This is a genomic window from Providencia sp. PROV174 (assembly GCF_028480685.1).
Taxonomy (GTDB): domain Bacteria; phylum Pseudomonadota; class Gammaproteobacteria; order Enterobacterales; family Enterobacteriaceae; genus Providencia; species Providencia rettgeri.
The window spans coordinates 283,919-301,695 of the sequence record NZ_JAMPOT010000014.1; the positions used below are offsets into that span (position 1 = coordinate 283,919).

The window sequence follows — 17,777 nt, forward strand, 5'->3', positions numbered from 1 at the left end:
ATGGTCGATTATCAGGGTAAGAACGTCGTTATTATTGGGCTGGGGATCACTGGCCTATCTTGCGTTCATTTTTTCCTTGCGCGCGGCGTTGTGCCTCGCGTTATGGATACCCGTGCAGTGCCTCCGGGAGTAGATAAACTCCCAGCGAGTGTGGAATGCCATAGTGGCAGCTTGAATAATAGCTGGTTACAGGCAGCCGATTTAATTGTCGCGAGCCCAGGGATTGCGTTGGCAACACCTCAGTTGCAGGAAGCGGCAGAAAACGGCATCGAAATTGTGGGTGATATCGAATTGTTTTGTCGTGAAGCCGATGCACCGATTGTCGCCATTACAGGTTCAAATGGTAAAAGTACCGTCACGTCATTGGTTGGTGAAATGGCTAAAGCTGCGGGTATTTCAGTTGGTGTTGGTGGCAATATTGGTACGCCAGCACTTTCATTACTCAATGCAGGGCATCGTCTATACGTTTTAGAACTTTCCAGCTTCCAATTAGAAACTACTTCAAGTCTAGAAGCGGCCGCCGCGACAGTCTTAAATATTAGTGAAGATCATATGGATCGATATCCATTAGGTCTAGCACAGTACCGTGAAGCGAAATTAAAAATTTATCACAATGCCAAAAACTGCATTGTTAACTTACAAGATGCACTGACCTTACCCGCGAATCATACTTTGGAAGAATGCATTAGCTTTGGCTTAAATAGTGGTGATTATTTCTTTGATACTCAAAAACGGGTGTTAATGGCTAAAGGAAAAGAGCTGCTTGATGTCAATGAGATGCACTTAACTGGTCAACACAATTACCTCAATGCGTTAGCCGCGTTAGCACTGGCGGATGCCGTGAGTATTCCTCGCCCAGCTTGCCTTCAAGTATTGAAAGACTATGCGGGGTTAGCGCATCGTTTCGAGTTAGTGTTATTCAACAACGGTGTACGCTGGATTAATGACTCCAAAGCCACCAATGTTGGAAGTACTGAAGCGGCGTTAAATGGGTTACATGTGGACGGCAACATCTACTTATTATTAGGTGGTGATGGCAAGTCAGCTGATTTTTCACCATTAAAACAATATATTGCTGCGGATAACTACCGTTTATATTGCTTTGGCCGTGATGGCAAAGAATTAGCGAATATGGCACCTGAAAAATCAGTTTTGACTGAGACGATGGAACAAAGCTTACGCCAAATTGCGCCTCAACTAAAAACCGGGGACATGGTGCTGTTATCCCCAGCGTGCGCTAGTTTGGATCAGTTTAAAAGTTTTGAGCAGCGTGGAACTGTCTTTGCTCAATTAGCCAAGGAGCTAGGTTAATGACGATACCGGGTGCGATGCGTTTAAAAAATTGGGTCATTGGTGAAAAAAATGGCGTGATTTCAGGCTCAACGCTTTACGACCGTACATTGGTGTGGTTGGCATTCGGTTTAGCCGCGGTTGGTTTTATTATGGTCACATCTGCGTCCATGCCAGTTGGCCAGCGCTTAACCGAAGACCCGTTTTATTTCGCTAAGCGTGATGTGGTGTATATCGTTATCGCATTTATTTTAGCTCTAGGTGTTATGCGTATTCCGATGGCGGTTTGGGAGAAGTACAACTTCATATTGTTGATGGCTTCTCTTGGCATGCTAGTCGTGGTGTTGGTAGCAGGGAGTTCAGTTAACGGGGCATCACGCTGGATAGACATCGGCTTGGTGAAAATTCAGCCGGCAGAAATTTCGAAATTTACGTTGTTTTGCTACGTATCCAGTTATTTAGTGCGTAAATCTGATGAAGTCAGAACCCGCTTTCTTGGCTTTATCAAACCGATGTGTATTTTGATTGTTATGGCGTCCTTGCTTTTATTACAACCCGACCTAGGGACAGTTATCGTCTTAGTGGTTACCACTCTCGGGTTGTTGTTTTTAGCAGGAGCAAGGTTAGCCCCCTTTATTATTGGTATTGCCGCTTGTGCGGTGGGGGTATTGGCTTTGATTTGGTTCGAGCCGTACCGCTTACGTCGAGTCACGTCATTTTTGAATCCATGGGATGACCCGTTTGGAAGTGGTTATCAGCTAACTCAATCTTTAATGGCCTTTGGTCGTGGTGAAGTGTTTGGGCAAGGGCTTGGAAATTCAGTACAAAAATTAGAATATTTGCCAGAAGCACACACAGACTTTATTTTCTCGGTTTTAGCTGAGGAGCTCGGGTACTTTGGCGTTGTATTGGTTCTGCTGATGGTCTTTATGTTGGCATTTAGAGCAATGATGATCGGCCGTCGCGCATTGATGTCAAACCAATTATTCGGTGGTTATTTGGCTTGTTCTATTGGTATTTGGTTTACCTTCCAAGCATTAGTTAACGTTGGCGCCGCATCAGGCATGTTACCAACAAAAGGTTTAACACTACCGCTAATTAGTTATGGTGGTTCGAGTTTACTGGTGATGGCTGCCGCCATTGCGATATTACTGAGAATTGATTTTGAAACACGCCTTGAAAAAGCGCAGGCGTTTGTAAGGAGCACTAAATGAGTCAGGCAAAGAAATTACTCGTCATGGCAGGCGGAACCGGAGGGCATGTTTTTCCGGGGTTAGCCGTGGCTCATTATTTGCAGGCTCAAGGCTGGGAGATTCGTTGGTTAGGTACGGCTGACAGAATGGAAGCTACATTAGTGCCGAAACATGGTATCGATATTGAATTCATTCAAATTTCGGGCCTCAGAGGCAAAGGTATTGCAGCGCAACTGGGGGCGCCATGGCGTATTTATAAAGCGATTCGCCAAGCTAAAACAATTATTAAGCGTTATCAACCGGATGCCGTATTAGGCATGGGGGGCTATGTTTCGGGGCCCGGTGGTATTGCAGCATGGCAATGTGGTGTACCTGTTGTGCTCCATGAACAAAATGGTATCGCGGGTTTAACGAACAAATGGTTATCTCGAATCGCAAAAAGAGTATTACAAGCCTTTCCGGGGGCATTTCCTAACGCACCAGTTGTCGGTAATCCAGTACGTGAAGACGTTTTAGCACTACCTACACCACAGGTTCGTTTAGCCGGTAGAGAAGGCGCTATACGCGTATTAGTTGTTGGTGGTAGCCAAGGGGCTCGAATTTTAAATCAAGTGATGCCGTGTGTTGCTGAAAAAGTAGGCAAACAGTTAAATATCTGGCATCAAGCGGGAAAAGGCAGTAAGGAATCGACAGAAGCATTGTATAATGAGCATATGCAAGTTTCAGTCAATTCTGAGTATAAAGTTACTGAATTTATTGATGATATGGCGCAAGCTTACGCATGGGCAGATATTGTTGTCTGTCGGTCAGGTGCATTAACGGTGAGTGAAATTGCAGCAGCAGGTTTACCGGCTATTTTTGTGCCTTTTCAACATAAAGATCGTCAACAATATTGGAATGCATTACCGCTAGAAAAAGCGGGAGCGGCTAAAATTTTAGAACAATCACAATTTACCGCAGATGCTGTGGCGAGCTTATTAGATCAATGGGATAGAAACGAATTACTCTCAATGGCCGAAAAAGCGCATAGCTGTGCAATTACAGACGCAACAGAGCGAGTTGCTACCGTGATTTGCGAAGTGGCTAAATAATATTAGCCATAATTGATACCGAATTAATTAGAAGCGAAGAAATATAGTGAATACACAACAATTAGCGAAATTAAGAACATCAGTGCCAGAAATGAGAAGAGTTAGGCACATCCATTTTGTCGGCATCGGCGGTGCTGGCATGGGTGGTATCGCTGAAGTGTTGGCAAATGAAGGCTATGAAATTAGTGGTTCAGATTTAGCACCGAATGCAGTGACTCAACAACTAACTGCATTAGGGGCAACGATTTACTTTAATCACCGCCCAGAGAATGTTGAAGACGCGAGTGTTGTTGTCGTATCAACGGCTATCTCGAGTGAGAACCCTGAAATTCAAGCCGCCAAAGAATTACGTATTCCTGTTATTCGTCGTGCAGAAATGTTAGCTGAATTAATGCGTTACCGTCATGGCATTGCTGTTGCAGGTACCCACGGGAAAACGACCACTACAGCAATGATTTCTGGGATTTATGCACAAGCAGGTCTTGACCCTACATTTGTGAATGGGGGGTTGGTTAAATCAGCAGGAACGCACGCGCGTTTAGGTAGTAGCCGCTACTTGATTGCAGAAGCCGATGAAAGCGATGCATCGTTTTTACATTTGCAACCGTTAGTTGCGGTTGTGACAAATATCGAAGCTGACCATATGGATACTTACCAAGGCGATTTCGATAATTTAACGAATACATTCATTAACTTCTTGCACAATCTGCCGTTCTACGGGCGTGCAGTAATGTGTATTGATGACCCTGTCATTCGTTCGTTACTACCTAAAATTGGTCGCTACATTACTACTTATGGTTTTAGTGAAGATGCGGATGTGCGTATCACGCAATATGAGCAAAAAGGAAATCAAGGCTTTTTCACCATTGCTCGTGAAAATATGCCAGAGCTGACGGTGGTTCTAAATGCACCGGGACGTCACAATGCGCTCAATGCGACAGCCGCAGTGGCAGTTGCCACAGAAGAAGGTATTGACGATTTACATATTTTATCTGCATTAGTTGAATTCCAAGGGACAGGCCGTCGCTTTGACTTCTTAGGGAATTTCCCTTTACGTAATGTGAACGGCAAAGACGGTGAAGTGATGCTAGTCGATGACTATGGCCACCACCCAACAGAAGTTGACGCAACAATTAAAGCCGCGAGAGCCGGTTGGCCAGATAAACGCATTGTTATGGTATTCCAACCGCATCGTTATACCCGTACTCGTGACTTATACGATGATTTTGTGAATGTTTTAGGGCAGGTAGATGTATTGCTAATGCTAGATGTCTATTCTGCGGGTGAAAAGCATGTACCGGGGGCAGATAGCCGCTCATTGTGCAGAACAATTCGTGGTCGAGGTCAGATTGATCCTATTTATGTTGCCGATAGTGAACAAATTCCGCATATATTAGCTCAAACTCTTGATGAAAATGATTTAATTTTAGTTCAAGGCGCAGGAAATATTGGTAAAATAGCTAAAAACCTAGCCGATGCAAAATTACAGCCACCGATGGTTGAGGAATAAAAATGACAGAGAAAGTTGCGGTTCTATTAGGAGGCTCATCTGCTGAACGTGAAGTTTCACTTCAGTCAGGAAATGCTGTGCTAGCGGGGTTACGCCAAGCAGGTATTGATGCTCATCCTATTGACCCCCAAAATTTCCCTGTAGAAACCTTGAAAGATGCAGGTTTTAATAAAGTTTTTATTGCATTGCATGGCCGAGGTGGTGAAGACGGTACATTACAAGGGTTGTTAGAAACACTAAACCTCCCTTATACCGGTAGTGGTGTTATGGCTTCAGCGCTGAGTATGGATAAGCTGAGAACAAAACAATTATGGCAAGGTGCAGGGTTAAGTGTATCGCCATATGTTTACTTAACAAAGCAGCAGTATAAGCAGGTATCGCATGAGCAAATTGTTGCTAAAGTGCAATTGCTAGGGCTACCTCTGATTGTGAAGCCTAGTCTAGAAGGTTCTAGTGTTGGCATGAGCAAAGTTGATATCCTAGAGTCATTGCCGGCGGCATTGGACCTCGCGTTTCAATTTGATGAAACGTTGTTAATTGAAAAATGGCTGAGTGGCCCGGAGTTCACGGTTGCAGTGTTGGGAGATAACACTTTGCCGTCAATTCGTATTCAACCACCGGGTATTTTTTATGACTACGAAGCAAAATATTTATCTGATGAAACTCAATATTTTTGCCCAAGTGGTTTAGGTGAACAGCTCGAATCTGAGCTCGCAGAATTAGCACTGAAAGCTTACCAAGCCGTTGGCTGCGAAGGCTGGGGACGAGTTGATGTAATGCAAGATAATGATGGTCAATTTTATCTGCTGGAAGTTAATACATCACCGGGTATGACAGGCCATAGTCTAGTACCGATGGCAGCTCGACAGGCTGGTATGAGTTTTTCACAGTTAGTTGTACAAATTTTAAAATTGGCTCGTTGATATGTCACAAGCAGCACTAAACGTTAGGCATCATAATCAGAATAATGACGAGGATCCACGTTCAGGACCGAGTAATGGCGCATTTTTAGGTGGGTTATTTTTCTTCCTATTTGTGCTTGGCACTATCCTCTGGAGTGGTTGGATGGTGATGACTTGGATGAAAGATGCTGACAGGCTGCCGATGTCTAAATTGGTGTTAACGGGGGAGCGCCATTACACCAAAAACGATGATGTCAGAAAGGCCATTTTAGCGTTAGGGCAGCCGGGGACATTTATGACCGTTGATGTCAACGCTATCCAGAACCAAATAAGCATGATGCCATGGGTACGCCAAGTGACGGTGCGTAAACAATGGCCAGATGAATTGAAAATTCACATTGTTGAATACCGCCCATTCGCTAGGTGGAATGACCAAAACATGGTAGATGAACAAGGCAGAGTATTTAACTTGCCAGTTAGCGAAAATGGTAAAGGGGATTATGTGTTGCTGTATGGGCCACAAGGTAGCCAAAAAGATGTCCTTAAAGAATTTGCAGTTTTTAAGAACACGTTAGCAGCACATAACCTAAAGTTAAAATCATTATCGATGACAGCCAGAAATGCATGGCAAATTATTTTAGATAACGATGTTAGAATCGAACTAGGTAAGAAAGATGTGTCAGAGCGGTTAAATCGGTTCCTTGAACTGTATCCGCTTTTGCAGCAAACAACGGATAAACGCGTTGACTATGTTGACTTACGTTATTCCAGTGGTGCTGCGGTGGGCTGGGCGCCACTATTGGTCGATGCTCCACCGGAGTTACAATAAAGACGATGACTAATAACAAAAATTAGGCAGAAAAAATGATTAAAGCAACGGACAGAAAATTAGTGGTAGGCCTTGAGATTGGAACTTCCAAGGTATCAGCCCTTGTTGGCGAAATTCTGCCCGATGGTATGGTTAATATTATTGGGGTGGGAAGTTGTCCATCTCGTGGAATGGACAAAGGTGGCGTAAACGACCTTGAATCAGTGGTAAAATGTGTACAAAGAGCCATTGACCAGGCGGAATTAATGGCCGATTGCCAAATTTCATCGGTTTACCTTGCGCTATCGGGTAAACACGTCAGTTGTCAAAATGAGATTGGTATGGTGCCAGTTTCAGAAGAAGAAGTGACGCAAGAAGATGTTGACAGTGTTGTGCATACAGCAAAATCGGTACGTGTACGTGATGAACACAGAATTTTGCACGTAATACCACAGGAATTTGCAATAGATTACCAAGAAGGGATTAAAAACCCAGTTGGTTTATCGGGTGTACGTATGCAAGCTAAAGTTCATTTGATCACCTGCCATAACGATATGGCGAAGAATATCGTTAAAGCCGTTGAACGTTGTGGGCTAAAAGTTGATCAGCTTATTTTTGCCGGTCTCGCTGCAAGTTATAGCGTTTTAACGGAAGATGAACGTGAATTAGGTGTATGTGTCGTCGATATCGGTGGCGGCACAATGGACATGGCGGTTTATACTGGCGGGGCTTTACGCCATACGAAAGTGATTCCATATGCAGGCAATGTGGTGACAAGTGACATCGCATATGCATTTGGAACACCACCCAGTGATGCAGAAGCCATTAAAGTGCGCCATGGTTGTGCAGTTGGTTCTATTGTTAGTAAAGATGAAACCGTTGAAGTACCAAGTGTTGGTGGGCGACCACCAAGAAGTTTACAGCGTCAAACCTTAGCAGAAGTGATCGAGCCAAGGTATACTGAGCTGTTAAACTTAGTAAATGAAGAAATTTTAAATTTACAGGAACAGTTACGTCAACAAGGTGTCAAACACCATTTGGCTGCTGGTATCGTGTTGACAGGTGGAGCCGCACAAATTGATGGTCTAGTTGAATGTGCGCAAAAAGTGTTTCATACGCAAGTCCGAATTGGTACACCGCTCAACATTACAGGCTTAACGGATTATGCGCAGGAGCCATATTACTCAACAGCAGTAGGGCTTCTGCATTACGGTAAAGAAAGCCATCTAGGCGATGATACCGAGACAGAAAAACGTGCATCAGTTAGCGGTTGGTTCAGTAAAGTGACTAGCTGGCTGAGAAAAGAATTTTAATTTTGATAAAGAAGCATATTATTAGCTTCAAAAGTAGTAAGCACAAAACGGAGAGACATTATGTTTGAACCAATGGAGCTAACCAACGATGCGGTGATTAAAGTCATCGGCGTTGGCGGCGGCGGCGGCAACGCCGTTGAACACATGGTGCGTGAACGTATTGAAGGCGTTGAGTTCTTCGCTGTCAATACAGACGCACAGGCGCTGCGTAAAACCGCAGTTGGACAAACTATCCAGATCGGTACAGGTATTACCAAAGGTCTGGGTGCGGGTGCAAACCCTGAAGTCGGCCGTAATGCCGCTGAAGAAGACCGTGAGGCGCTGCGTAATGCTTTAGATGGCGCAGATATGGTCTTTATCGCAGCGGGTATGGGCGGCGGTACAGGGACTGGTGCAGCTCCGGTTGTTGCCGAAGTTGCCAAAGAATTGGGTATTCTGACAGTTGCTGTTGTGACTAAGCCTTTCAATTTCGAAGGTAAAAAGCGCATGGCATTCGCAGAAGCGGGTATCACTGAGTTGTCAAAACATGTTGACTCATTGATCACTATCCCAAATGATAAATTATTAAAAGTACTTGGTCGTGGTATCTCATTACTGGATGCTTTCGGTGCGGCAAATGACGTACTAAAAGGTGCAGTACAGGGTATCGCTGAGCTGATTACTCGCCCTGGTTTAATGAACGTAGACTTTGCTGATGTGCGTACTGTGATGTCAGAAATGGGTTACGCAATGATGGGGTCAGGGGTTGCTCGTGGTGAAGATAGAGCAGAAGAAGCGGCGGAAATGGCTATTTCTAGTCCACTACTTGAAGATATCGACCTGTCTGGCGCACGTGGTGTATTAGTTAATATCACGGCTGGTTTCGACCTGCGTTTAGATGAGTTTGAAACGGTAGGTAACACTATTCGTGCCTTCGCATCTGATAATGCAACGGTGGTAATCGGTACATCCCTTGACCCAGAAATGCACGAAGAACTGCGTGTCACTGTTGTTGCTACAGGTATTGGTATGGACAAACGTCCAGAAATTACTTTAGTTAGCAACAAGATGTCTCAGCAGGCGTCAATGGAACAGCGCTATCAGCAAATGCAAAATAGCATGTCTTCATTAACAGAAGAGAAGCCAGCGGCTAAAGCGGTCAACGACCAAAATACGCAAACAAATAAAGAACCAGATTATCTTGATATTCCTGCGTTCTTGCGTAAGCAGGCCGATTAATTTTATTTATATTGGTTTCTCCGCTTTTTGTGCTAAAATTTCCTACTGATTATCTTGTATGATGATCAGTAGGACTTATAACATTGCGAGAAAAATACGATGATCAAACAACGGACACTAAAACGTATTATTACAGCGACTGGTGTTGGTTTACATACCGGCAAGAAAGTTACGCTTACATTACGTCCAGCGCCGGCCAATACCGGGGTCATCTACCGTCGTACTGACCTTAATCCACCGGTTGATTTTCCGGCAGATGCGAAATCAGTTCGTGACACCATGTTATGTACTTGCTTAGTGAATGAAGATAACGTGCGTATTTCGACTGTTGAGCATTTGAATGCTGCCTTAGCAGGGTTAGGTATCGATAACATTGTTATTGAAGTCAATGCGCCTGAAATCCCTATTATGGATGGCAGTGCCGCACCATTTGTATTCTTACTGCTTGATGGCGGTATTGAAGAATTAAATTGTGCTAAGAAATTTTTACGTATAAAAGAAACAGTACGTGTTGAAGATGGTGATAAATGGGCTGAAATGCGACCTTATAATGGGTTTAGCCTTGATTTCACAATTGATTTTCAGCATCCAGCGATTGATAGTAGCACACAACGCTACTCACTTGATTTCTCAGCGGAATCATTTGTAAATCAAATTAGCCGTGCGCGTACTTTTGGCTTTATGCGTGATATTGAATATCTGCAATCAAAAGGCTTGTGCTTAGGCGGTAGTTTTGACTGCGCCATCGTTGTTGATGACTATAAAGTACTTAACGAAGATGGTTTACGTTTTGAAGATGAATTCGTTCGTCACAAAATGTTGGATGCAATTGGTGATTTATTCATGTGTGGGCATAACATTATTGGTGCGTTCACCGCATTTAAATCAGGCCACGCTTTGAATAACAAGCTGTTACAAGCAGTTTTAGCGAAAGAATCAGCTTGGGATCTCGTCACATTTGAAGATGAAGCTCAATTGCCTGTTGCATTCAAAGCACCTTCAACGGTGTTTGCATAAGACTTAATTATGCAGCTATCTTCGAAAGCTAATCGAAGTTAGTCCTTTCTGTTGGTTGCACTAGTACTCTCTCCGGCTAGTGCTGCCAGCCGCTCAAATCTTTCTTTTAATCCTTTCGGACTATTTTCTGCTAATTTCAAAAGTGCTTTTGCGGTTTGTGTACTTATCTGACGTTCGTTCGTTTTTTGACTCATTGAGGCCGTTTGCTTAGTTACTGAGCTATTTTGCCTCGATTTTCGCATAAGATCGGGATTGATTCTGATGTCGATAGAAGATAAAGATGGTAGAATGGACGTTCTTAATGCGGAAAGAAGATTGAGTTTTTCGTAATTAAGTCGGGTCATCCAACTGGCATTTGCCACTTCAATGACCATAATATTATTACGGTAGTTTGCAACACGGCACATGGGTTTGATTTCAGCCGGCAGTAACCCTTTTACAGTACGATTTAGTTTGATAATTGCTTTTGCATTACGCTGAATAGTTTGTAAAGTGTTCGATGATGTTGCTAATGATCCTTCAAGAACATCAAAAAGTGCTTGTGGATGACTATCTCTCATTTTTAGCTCCGGCTGAGAATGAAACAACGAATTACAAATAATAATTTTGTCACTTATTCATTATATAAGAGTTTGATGGGCATTTTAAATTTTTGGCGACAACTCGGAAGAAAATACTTTTGGTCCCACCTGCTATTAGGTGTGGTTGCCACGGGTGTCGGTTTGCCTACAATTTTAAATGCGTTATCAGAATCTCAACACACACAGGTTAACTCTTCCCCCGTTAATCGCCAGAGCCAAGCTGTTAATGCCTTTGACAATTTATTTTCTCAACAGAATTCTCAGCGCTCTTCATCTTCATCGTCATCCTATTCAGTTAATTACTGGCAGCAACATGCGGTAAGGAATGTCATTCGGCAGCTTACTTTTGCTTTTTCGGCAACGGAAGACGATGATGTAAACACGGCAGCAGAAGAGACTGAAAAGCTTATTGTCCCACAGTTGATGCTAGATACGCTGTATGCCATGTTAGCACAGCGTTCACTTCAGTGGGATGAAAGTGTTATCCAATTTAGTCATTATAACTATCCCCATATTATTGCCTACCAACCTGCAATTTGGATTGCCCAAGTCCACGGCATTCGTGCCGGCCCGTTAACAGCTTAATCTTCATTGATGGCAAGCCAGCTTATTGCTGTGCTGTCTTGCGCCATAAAATTTAAAACAATTAATTTATTATTAGAGATTAAAATATGTTAACAAAGATTTTGACCAAAGTTTTTGGTAGTCGTAATGACCGTACGCTGCGCCGTTTACGTAAAGAAGTTGAAAAAATTAATCGTCTTGAACCCGATTTCGAAAAGTTATCTGATGATGAACTAAAAGCAAAAACGGTGGAGTTTCGTGAGCGTTTAACAAAAGGTGAAAGTTTAGAAAGCATCATTCCTGAGGCATTTGCAACAGTTCGCGAAGCAAGTAAACGTGTATTTGGTATGCGTCACTTTGATGTACAGCTTATTGGTGGGATGGTACTGAATGAACGCTGTATCGCAGAAATGCGTACGGGGGAAGGTAAAACATTAACGGCAACATTACCAGCTTATATCAACGCATTAAGTGGCAAAGGGGTTCACGTAGTTACGGTGAATGACTACTTAGCCAAGCGTGATGCTGAGAATAACCGTCCATTATTTGAATTTTTAGGTTTAACTGTGGGTATCAACCTGCCAGGTATGGCTCCCCCTGCAAAACGTGAAGCGTATGCGGCAGATATTACTTATGGTACTAACAATGAATTTGGTTTTGACTACTTACGTGACAACATGGCATTTAGTCCAGAAGAGCGTGTTCAGCGTAAATTGCATTATGCTTTGGTGGATGAGGTCGACTCAATTCTTATCGATGAAGCACGTACACCGCTGATTATCTCAGGTCCTGCGGAAGACAGTTCTGAACTGTACCAAAAAGTAGATAAACTTATTCCATATTTGCAACGTCAAGAGAAAGAAGATTCCGATACTTTCCAAGGGGAAGGTCATTTCTCTGTCGATGAAAAAGCACGCCAAGTGACCATAACAGAACGTGGGCTAGTATTAATCGAAGAACTTCTCGCAAAAGAAGGCTTAATGGATGAAGGAGAATCTTTATATTCACCTTCTAACATCATGTTAATGCACCATGTAATGGCAGGCTTACGTGCTCACGCATTGTTTACCTTAGACGTTGATTATATTGTAAAAGATGGCCAAATTGTCATTGTTGACGAACATACGGGCCGTACAATGGAAGGGCGTCGTTGGTCTGATGGCTTACACCAAGCAGTTGAAGCAAAAGAAGGGGTTGAAATTCAAAATGAAAACCAAACCTTGGCTTCAATTACTTTCCAGAACTATTTCCGTTTATATGAAAAACTTGCAGGTATGACGGGTACTGCGGATACCGAAGCATTTGAGTTTAGCTCAATTTATAAACTTGATACAATTGTTATCCCAACTAACCGTCCAATGGTTCGTAAAGATTTACCAGACCTCGTTTATATGAACGAAGCGGATAAGTTTGCGGCAATTATTGAAGATATTCGTGAGAGAACCGCCAATGGGCAACCTGTTCTTGTTGGTACGATTTCTATCGAAAAATCTGAATTAATTTCTAATGCTTTGAAAAAAGCTAAAATTGCTCACAATGTATTGAATGCAAAATTCCATGCAATGGAAGCGGATATCATCGCAAACGCAGGTCAAGCTGGCGCAGTAACGATTGCAACTAACATGGCCGGTCGTGGTACTGACATTATGTTAGGCGGCAGCTGGCAAACTGAAGTTGCTGCATTAGAAGAACCAACTCAAGAGCAAATTGATGAAATCAAAGCAAACTGGAAAGTTCGCCATGATGCTGTTTTAGCCGCAGGTGGTTTACATATTATTGGTACTGAGCGTCATGAGTCACGTCGTATCGATAACCAGTTACGTGGTCGTGCAGGGCGTCAAGGGGATGCGGGTTCATCTCGTTTTTACCTATCAATGGAAGATGCGCTGATGCGTATTTTTGCCTCAGACCGCGTTACAGGAATGATGAAAAAGTTAGGTATGAAGCCTGGTGAAGCTATTGAGCACCCATGGGTGACCAAAGCTATTGCTAATGCACAACGTAAAGTTGAAAGCCGTAACTTTGATATCCGTAAACAATTACTTGAATATGATGATGTTGCAAGTGACCAACGTCGTGCGATTTATACTCAGCGTAATGAATTACTGGATGGCGGTGACATTAAAGAAACGGTTGATAGTATCCGTGAAGATGTATTAACCACTACGATGGATGCCTATATTCCACCTCAATCACTTGAAGAAATGTGGGACATTGAAGGGCTACACCAACGTTTAGTCAATGATTTTGACCTCGACTTACCGATCAAAGAGTGGTTAGATAAAGAGCCAGAGTTACACGAAGAAACATTACGTGAACGTATTATGGCAAAAGCGATTGAAGTTTATGATCGTAAAGAAGAAATTGTTGGCGCAGAAGCGATGCGTAATTTCGAAAAAGGTGTCATGTTGCAAACATTAGACACATTATGGAAAGAGCACTTAGCGTCAATGGATTACTTACGTCAAGGCATTCATTTGCGTGGCTATGCGCAAAAAGATCCTAAACAAGAATACAAACGTGAATCTTTCAGTATGTTTGCTAACATGCTTGAAGCATTGAAATATGAAGTGATTAGTACTTTATCTAAGGTACAAGTTCGCTTACCTGAAGAGGTTGAAGCATTAGAGCAACAGCGTCGTGAAGAAGCTGAGCGTTTAGCGAAAAGGCAACAATTAAGCCATGAAGCGGGTGCTGAATCTTTAATGACTGAAACCGAGGCTAAAATAGCAACTCAAGGTCACAAAATTGGTCGTAATGATCCTTGTCCTTGCGGCTCAGGTAAAAAATATAAGCAATGTCACGGTCGCTTAAATTAATTTATTTTTAACTCATTAATATAAAAAAGGCGGGGTAACCCGCCTTTTTGACGAAAAAATTATGGAAAAAAAACATTTGCATATCGCGGCTGGAATTATTCGTAATTCCCAGCAACAAATTTTTATTACTAAACGCCCTGAAGGCACGCATATGGCTGGCTTTTGGGAATTTCCAGGCGGAAAACTTGAGGTTAATGAATCTCCTGAAGCAGCATTAATTCGTGAGCTTGAAGAAGAAGTCGGAATTGTAGTGACTAAGAGCGAGTTATTTCATCGCGTTGATCATGAGTTTGATGACCGTTTCATTACGCTCTATTTTTTTATCGTTTCTGCGTGGGAAAATGAACCGTACGGTAAAGAAGGGCAAGATTCGCGTTGGGTTTGTCAGCATGACCTTATTGCTGATGAGTTCCCACCGGCAAACCGTATTATTGTCGATTTATTAACGCAGAGAAGTGAATCAGCTTAATAACTGATATCGATATTAAGTGGAAAATACACAATGATATATTTTCCACTTAATTTACTGTGTCGCGACTTAACGTTTTATTTATCTGGTTGTTCACTCCAGTCATCGCTGTCAGATATATCCCCTTGACTAGCAATTCTTTTTTCTTCACTAGCCCACTCACCAAGGTCAATAAGTTGACAACGCTTACTGCAAAATGGGCGGAAAGGGCTGTTTTCATTCCAAACAACTATCTTTTTACATGTTGGGCAGTTTACTTCAATGATTTCACTCATAAATATCTATCTCTAGCTAGCAACAGGATAACTCAAAACTAATTACATCTGGAAGTATACCATTCTCACTGTCGATATGTAGAAAGCGTAAAGCAAATCGTGTTTTATGACCTGAAATTTGTGGGTAAATGAGGTGCTCAATTGGTAATTTGATACGCAGTAACTCTTTGCCCTCGACGTTATCTTGATAAAAACCATTATGAGATTCTTTTACCTCAAAATTGCCACTTTGACGAATTAATGTGAGGACTGTTTTTAATGCATTATTCAGAGGGTCAAGGCTTTGCAGCCATCCATTGATGGTTTTATTTCTTTCAATTTGTGGAATATTTAACCAAAGCTGTAAAGTGGGGAGGTCGAAGCCACAGCAGCCACCAGGGATACTTAACCGTTGGCGCACCATACTAATAATTTTATCTGTTCGTAAATGGTGACCAAAACGTGAGGCTGACATCAATTTGGAAGTTGTATCAGATAATTGTTCCAGCAATGTAGAAATTAATTGGTTATCGGCATTAGGAGCCTCGGCCCAATTAGCTAATTGAACTCGTTGTTTTTCTAGCTCTTTCATGAGTTCAGAACGTACTTCTCCTCTATCAAGGATTTCAATTAATTCTGAAACAGAACGAAAAAAGGCAATACCAGTAGAGTAGGAAGTAATATTACTTAGCTCATAAATTTGAGATACAAGTGTTTCAAGGCGCAACCACGAACGAATTTTTTCATTCATTGGGTATTCATAAGTAATAAAATTTGTTGCAATTAATTCGCCCATTTTAATTCCTATTTTTTTATTTTTGCTAGTGTTAAGTACTGGTTATGAAAAGCGGCTACCTTGTCTGAGAGATCCGTGTCATGAGAATAGTTTGTTATTATATCATTCGCATAATCAAGTCGTTTTTCACGGCTGACTTGTGCATTAAGTATATTAGTAACTTGTTCTAAACTGGTCTTATCTCTTTTTAGAGTTCGTTGAATTTGTTCTTCAACAGTAACATCAACAACTAATACCCTATCTGCCAAATGATGAATATTATTTTCAATTAATAAAGGGACTACCCATAATACATAAGGGTAATTTATTTGTTGAAATTGTTTTTGCGTTTCTTGTTGGATCAATGGATGAAGCAGAGAATTCAGCCATTTTTTTTCATCGGGTTTGGAAAAAACAATTTCTCTTAAGCGCTGCCTATTTAGCGCCCCGTTGGGAAGAATGACATCCTTACCGAAGTGGCGTGTAATGCTTTCTAGAGCTGGGCTGTTAGGCTCAACAACTTGTCGTGCAATCACATCCGCATCAACTAGGGGAACCCCAAGTTTAGCAAACTCGTTTGCAACAGTTGTTTTACCACTTCCAATACCACCTGTTAAAGCAACTATATAAGGCATATGATTATTCATTTACTCGTTGAAAAAAAACAGATTACACTGAAATAAATCATTTGTCTTCACCCAAAGTAATATTACTGTGAATAGGTTAAAAAACAAATCGATATATTATATCTTAAAGAAAAAATATAATATCTATCTTAAATTATTTATAACTCAGTTATAACATTACCTAAATTAAATATAGGTAGATACATTGCTAGCATGACGATACCCACGAGTATAGCAATTAAAACGAGTAAAATGGGTTCAAGGTTTTTTAGGTTTTTTTCGGTAATGAAAATATATTGCTCTGAATAATATTTGAATAAATAATTGGAAAAATAGTGTATTTTTCCAGATTCTTCAGCAATAGACATTAGCTGTACAGCTAAATCAGGAAAAAACTTAGTTTGCCTCATAGCATAGGAGAGTAATTCTCCTTTATGTACCGACATATGTACGTGTTTGCAGTCTTTGTTATATTGATTATTATTAATGGTTTGAATAGCGCACTTTAAGCATTCAGATAATGATAACCCTACATTAATAGTTGAATGCATCGTTAAAAAATATAAACTTAAATTGTGAAGTTGTAATGATTTTTTTAATATAGGTAAATGAATTATTGTTTTTTTTAATAAGGTCAGTGCCTTTTCCTTATATTTAAATATGAAAGGTAATAAAAATAGAATAAGACTAAGTAAGTAGGGTAAATATTCCCTTAGGAAACTTGATATGAAAGTTATAGTTTTTGTAATGAGTGGTAGTTCGTGTCTAACATTTTGATAGATACTTTCAAATTGGGGAACAACATAGGTCATCATAATGACTAATAATATTATAGAAAAAGATGATAGAATTATTGGGTATCGTGTCGATTTATTGATGAGTAAAGATACTTTATTGTTATGCTCTAAAATTGAATTGATTGTACTAAAGCTTTCCTCGTACTGCCCTGTTTTCTCGGCAATGCTAATAATACTGATTACTGTGTCATTAAAGATGGTAGGGTATTGTTTTAAATATTGTGAAAATTTCTCTCCCTTTTCAATATGGATTATTGAATTTTCAATGATATCAGTCCAAAAGGGAAGGGGGCAGTTAGTATGCAATATTTTTAAACATTGTATTAGGTTAATACCTGATGATGATAATAAAGATAATTGATGAAAAAAATGAATTCGATAATTAATGTTTTTCTTATCTAATGTAAATAATGTTTTTAATTTTATTTGTATAGGAATTAAATTTCTTTCAGATATGTTGATAAAAGCATGTTTTTTACTTTTTGCTACTAGTGTACTGTGTTTTAATTGATTTTTAAAATCAATGGCGATATATGAATAAATAAACATG

17 protein-coding genes are annotated in these 17,777 nt (G+C 41.1%); 12 read left to right on the forward strand and 5 right to left on the reverse strand.

The genetic code is table 11. The annotated features are described in order from the left end of the window. The 9 genes from murD to lpxC all read left to right on the forward strand — a co-directional run bounded on the left by murD (position 1) and on the right by lpxC (position 10,342). Positions 1 to 1,311, forward strand: a complete 1,311-nt coding sequence (murD, locus tag PSE60_RS14145; RefSeq protein ID WP_272665811.1) for a UDP-N-acetylmuramoyl-L-alanine--D-glutamate ligase — start codon at positions 1 to 3, stop codon at positions 1,309 to 1,311. Then, positions 1,311 to 2,504, forward strand: a complete 1,194-nt coding sequence (ftsW, locus tag PSE60_RS14150; RefSeq protein WP_109912942.1) for a cell division protein FtsW — start codon at positions 1,311 to 1,313, stop codon at positions 2,502 to 2,504. Before murD ends, ftsW begins: the two co-directional genes overlap by 1 nt. Then, positions 2,501 to 3,574, forward strand: coding sequence for an undecaprenyldiphospho-muramoylpentapeptide beta-N-acetylglucosaminyltransferase (murG, locus tag PSE60_RS14155; RefSeq protein ID WP_210837399.1), 1,074 nt, complete (start codon positions 2,501 to 2,503; stop codon positions 3,572 to 3,574). The genes ftsW and murG overlap by 4 nt, the downstream gene beginning before the upstream one ends. Before the next feature lie 46 nt (positions 3,575 to 3,620). Next, complete coding sequence (gene murC / locus PSE60_RS14160) at positions 3,621 to 5,084, forward strand: UDP-N-acetylmuramate--L-alanine ligase (RefSeq protein WP_210837397.1); 1,464 nt, start codon at positions 3,621 to 3,623, stop codon at positions 5,082 to 5,084. Between the two features lie 2 nt (positions 5,085 to 5,086). Next, positions 5,087 to 6,007, forward strand: coding sequence for a D-alanine--D-alanine ligase (locus PSE60_RS14165; protein WP_272665812.1), 921 nt, complete (start codon positions 5,087 to 5,089; stop codon positions 6,005 to 6,007). Position 6,008: 1 nt separating this feature from the next. Beyond that, positions 6,009 to 6,815, forward strand: coding sequence for a cell division protein FtsQ (ftsQ, locus tag PSE60_RS14170; protein ID WP_210837393.1), 807 nt, complete (start codon positions 6,009 to 6,011; stop codon positions 6,813 to 6,815). 35 nt (positions 6,816 to 6,850) lie between these two features. Further along, positions 6,851 to 8,107 (forward strand): cell division protein FtsA, encoded by a 1,257-nt coding sequence (ftsA, locus tag PSE60_RS14175; RefSeq protein WP_210837392.1) that lies wholly within the window; start codon positions 6,851 to 6,853, stop codon positions 8,105 to 8,107. Positions 8,108 to 8,167: 60 nt separating this feature from the next. Beyond that, positions 8,168 to 9,325, forward strand: a complete 1,158-nt coding sequence (ftsZ, locus tag PSE60_RS14180) for a cell division protein FtsZ (protein ID WP_004262022.1) — start codon at positions 8,168 to 8,170, stop codon at positions 9,323 to 9,325. Between the two features lie 99 nt (positions 9,326 to 9,424). Beyond that, positions 9,425 to 10,342, forward strand: coding sequence for a UDP-3-O-acyl-N-acetylglucosamine deacetylase (gene lpxC, locus PSE60_RS14185; RefSeq protein WP_004262020.1), 918 nt, complete (start codon positions 9,425 to 9,427; stop codon positions 10,340 to 10,342). Between the two features lie 38 nt (positions 10,343 to 10,380). Here the strand turns inward: lpxC and PSE60_RS14190 are convergent, their stop codons facing one another. Next, positions 10,381 to 10,902, reverse strand: coding sequence for a DUF721 domain-containing protein (locus tag PSE60_RS14190; RefSeq protein WP_272665813.1), 522 nt, complete (start codon positions 10,900 to 10,902; stop codon positions 10,381 to 10,383). A 75-nt stretch (positions 10,903 to 10,977) separates the two neighbouring features. Between PSE60_RS14190 and secM the strand changes: the two genes are divergently transcribed. From secM to mutT, 3 genes are all read left to right on the forward strand, one after another. Next, positions 10,978 to 11,508, forward strand: a complete 531-nt coding sequence (gene secM, locus PSE60_RS14195; protein ID WP_004913160.1) for a secA translation cis-regulator SecM — start codon at positions 10,978 to 10,980, stop codon at positions 11,506 to 11,508. A gap of 86 nt (positions 11,509 to 11,594) precedes the next feature. Continuing rightward, complete coding sequence (gene secA / locus PSE60_RS14200; RefSeq protein WP_210837389.1) at positions 11,595 to 14,306, forward strand: preprotein translocase subunit SecA; 2,712 nt, start codon at positions 11,595 to 11,597, stop codon at positions 14,304 to 14,306. A 61-nt stretch (positions 14,307 to 14,367) separates the two neighbouring features. Continuing rightward, positions 14,368 to 14,775, forward strand: a complete 408-nt coding sequence (mutT, locus tag PSE60_RS14205) for an 8-oxo-dGTP diphosphatase MutT (protein ID WP_272665814.1) — start codon at positions 14,368 to 14,370, stop codon at positions 14,773 to 14,775. Positions 14,776 to 14,852: 77 nt separating this feature from the next. On the opposite strand, the gene yacG is transcribed toward mutT, so the two are convergent. The 4 genes from yacG to PSE60_RS14225 form a co-directional block, all read right to left on the reverse strand. After that, on the reverse strand, positions 14,853 to 15,050 hold the full coding sequence (gene yacG, locus PSE60_RS14210; RefSeq protein WP_004262008.1) for a DNA gyrase inhibitor YacG: 198 nt from the start codon (positions 15,048 to 15,050) through the stop codon (positions 14,853 to 14,855). A gap of 16 nt (positions 15,051 to 15,066) precedes the next feature. Then, positions 15,067 to 15,825, reverse strand: a complete 759-nt coding sequence (gene zapD, locus PSE60_RS14215; protein ID WP_210837387.1) for a cell division protein ZapD — start codon at positions 15,823 to 15,825, stop codon at positions 15,067 to 15,069. Between the two features lie 8 nt (positions 15,826 to 15,833). Beyond that, positions 15,834 to 16,439, reverse strand: coding sequence for a dephospho-CoA kinase (gene coaE / locus PSE60_RS14220; protein WP_210837418.1), 606 nt, complete (start codon positions 16,437 to 16,439; stop codon positions 15,834 to 15,836). 149 nt (positions 16,440 to 16,588) lie between these two features. Next, positions 16,589 to 17,776 carry a type II secretion system F family protein gene (locus PSE60_RS14225; protein WP_272665815.1) on the reverse strand — a complete coding sequence of 396 codons (1,188 nt, stop codon included), beginning with the start codon at positions 17,774 to 17,776 and terminating at the stop codon, positions 16,589 to 16,591. Between the last annotated feature and the right edge of the window lies 1 nt (position 17,777).